Annotated in this window: 2 rRNA genes; both read left to right on the top strand. The window is 53.8% G+C overall.

Features of this window, described 5'->3' with window-relative positions:
- Window positions 1-110 precede the first annotated feature (110 nt).
- A 23S ribosomal RNA gene (locus ACYVE4_RS24335) occupies window positions 111-2,940 on the top strand.
- A 133-nt stretch (window positions 2,941-3,073) separates the two neighbouring features.
- A 5S ribosomal RNA gene (rrf, locus tag ACYVE4_RS24330) occupies window positions 3,074-3,184 on the top strand.
- The last annotated feature ends 10 nt before the right edge of the window (window positions 3,185-3,194 follow it).

The following is a 3,194-nucleotide window of genomic DNA, read 5'->3' as shown; positions in this document are numbered from 1 at the left end:
GTTCTTTGACCTACAGGGAGAGAAAATAAGTTCAACCGATGAGTGATCATCGGTTGATCAAGCAAAAGTAAGTAGTAAGCATAACCAAGAATTTAGCTCAGGCGTGAGAAATTCACGCAGCAAAAGGGCGTCTGGGGGATGCCTAAGGCTTCTGATGGCGATGAAGGACGTGGCAAGCGACGAAACGCTGTGGGGACCCGCTGGCAGGGGCTGATCCGCAGGTGTCCGAATGGGGCAACCCACTATCTTGAAGAGATAGTACCTTTCGAGGGGCGAACGCGGAGAACTGAAACATCTAAGTACCCGCAGGAAAAGAAAACAACATGTGATTCCCTGAGTAGTGGCGAGCGAACGGGGAGTAGCCCAAACCAACTAGGTTACGGCCTAGTCGGGGTAGTAGGACCTGACATCAAGCTACAAAACGAACTGAAACCACTTGGGAAAGTGGGCCATAGAGGGTGAGAGCCCCGTCCGGGTCAGTGGCGTAGTGGGTTGGGATTCCTGAGTAGGGGGGAACCGGCGAAATTCCCTCTGAAGTTGCCGGCACCATCCGGTAAGGCTAAATACATTCAGAAGACCGATAGTGCAGAGTACCGTGAGGGAAAGGTGAAAAGTACGGGGAGTACCCGGGTGAAATAGATCCTGAAACCAGGCGCTTACAAGCGGTCGGAGCCCCCAGTGTGGGGTGACGGCGTGCCTTTTGCATAATGAGCCTACGAGTAACCGTCACTGGCAAGGTTAAGGACGTTGACGTCCGGATCCGAAGCGAAAGCGAGTCTGAACAGGGCGCTAAGTCAGTGGGGGTTGACGCGAAACTGGGTGATCTACCCCTGGCCAGGTTGAAGGTGTGGTAAAACACACTGGAGGACCGAACCGATAAGCGTTGAAAAGCTTCCGGATGAGCTGGGGGTAGGGGTGAAAGGCCAATCAAACTCAGAAATAGCTCGTACTCTCCGAAATGTTTTTAGGAACAGCGTTCCGTGTTACCAACTGTGAGGTAGAGCCACCAACAGGATGCGGGGGAGTCACATCCTACCAACTTCTGATGAACTCCGAATGCGCAGAGGGGTGCGGGGCAGTGAGGGGCAGGGTGCTAAGGTCCTGCTCCGAGAGGGGAACAACCCAGACCATCATCTAAGGTCCCCAAGTGAGTGCTAAGTTGAACAAAGGTGGTCCGGCTGCTGAGACAGCCAGGAGGTTAGCTTGGAAGCAGCTATTCCTTTAAAGAGTGCGTAACAGCTCACTGGTCGAGCGGGGCGGGCATCGATAATAACCGGGCATCAAGCACTTCACCGAAGGTATGGACACATACAAGAGTATGTTGTGGTAGGAGAGCATTCTGTAGGGGGTGAAGGTCAGGCGTGAGCCGAGCTGGACCGTACAGAAAAGCAAATGTAGGCATAAGTAACGAGAATGGGGCTGAGAACGCCCCACACCGAAAAGCTAAGGTTTCCTCCGCGATGGCAGTCATCGGAGGGTTAGTCGGGGTCTAAGGGGCAGGCGAAGGCCGGGCCGTGAGGGGGAACAGGTTAATAGTCCTGTACTAACTGCACAGGTTACTTAATGACGGAGTGCCGGGGTGTGTACGTCCTGACGGAATAGGGCGTTGAGCGGAGCTTTCGGGTGAAGCGAATGCATGAAGGGGCTTCCAAGAAAAGTTAAGGGACGTTAAGCGTGTAGTTACCCGTACCGTAAACCGACACAGGTAGCTGGGAAGAATATTCTAAGGTGCGCGAAAGAATCATGGTTAAGGAACTCGGCAAGATGACCCTGTAACTTCGGGATAAGGGGGGCCTACTGCGAGAGCAGAGGCTGCAGAGAAGAGGCCCAGGCGACTGTTTACCAAAAACACAGGACTCTGCCAAAATTAACGTTGACGCATAGGGTCTGACACCTGCCCGGTGCTGGAAGGTTAAGAGGGGATGTTAGTCGCAAGGCGAAGCATTGAATTGAAGCCCCAGTAAACGGCGGCCGTAACTATAACGGTCCTAAGGTAGCGAAATTCCTTGTCGGGTAAGTTCCGACCTGCACGAATGGTGTAACGATCTGGGCACTGTCTCAACCATGAGTTCGGTGAAATTGTAGTAGCGGTGAAGATGCCGCTTACCCGCCACGGGACGGAAAGACCCCGTGCACCTTTACTATAGCTTAACAGTGAATGCCGGTCAGGCATGTGTAGGATAGGCGGGAGGAAGCGAAGCGGTGTCGCCAGGCATCGTGGATCCAACCTTGAAATACCGCCCTTGGCTGACTGGCGTTCTAACCCAGGAATGGGGACCCTGTTTGGTGGGTAGTTTGACTGGGGTGGTCACCTCCGAAAGGGTAACGGAGGTTTCCCAAGGTTGGCTCATGCCGGACGGTAATCGGCAGAGGAGTGCAATAGCAGAAGCCAGCTTGACAGTGAGGCCCACAAGCCGATCTGGGACGAAAGTCGGGTATAGTGATCCGGTGGTTCCGCATGGAAGGGCCATCGCTCAAAGGATAAAAGGTACGCCGGGGATAACAGGCTGATCTCCCCCAAGAGCTCACATCGACGGGGAGGTTTGGCACCTCGATGTCGGCTCGTCACATCCTGGGGCTGGAGAAGGTTCCAAGGGTTCGGCTGTTCGCCGATTAAAGTGGCACGCGAGCTGGGTTCAGAACGTCGTGAGACAGTTCGGTCCCTATCTGTGGTGGGCGTGGGAATACTGACGGGATCTGTCCTTAGTACGAGAGGACCGGGATGGACACACCGCTGGCGGATCGGTTGTTTGGCCGCAGGCACGGCCGAGTAGCTACGTGTGGATCAGATAAGCGCTGAAAGCATCTAAGTGCGAAACTGGCCTGAAGATGAGTGTTCTACGAAAGGGGTGTTGGAGACGACGACGTGGATAGGCGGCAGGTGTAGGCATAGAGATATGTTGAGCTGAGCCGTACTAATGACCCCGGGAGCGTGAATGTTCTCATAGCTTTGAGATAAATACTAACTGGTTATGGTTACTGCATATTGAGGTGATCTCTCCCTGTGGGGAAAAAGACTATAAAGATATCCAGCCAACTCCGTTCCGGAGTTAATGCTGCAAAGGGTCAACAGGTTGGTGCTGGTAAGGCGGGTGAACACCTCTTCCTTCTCGAACAGAGCCGTTAAGCCCCGTACTGCCGATGGTACTGCTGTCACAAGTGGGAGAGTAGGTAGGTGCCACCTGATGAAATAA

It is taken from the genome of Spirosoma harenae, from assembly GCF_054776975.1.
The sequence above is the reverse complement of the archived record's forward strand: the minus strand, read 5'-3'. Positions and strand labels throughout refer to the sequence as shown.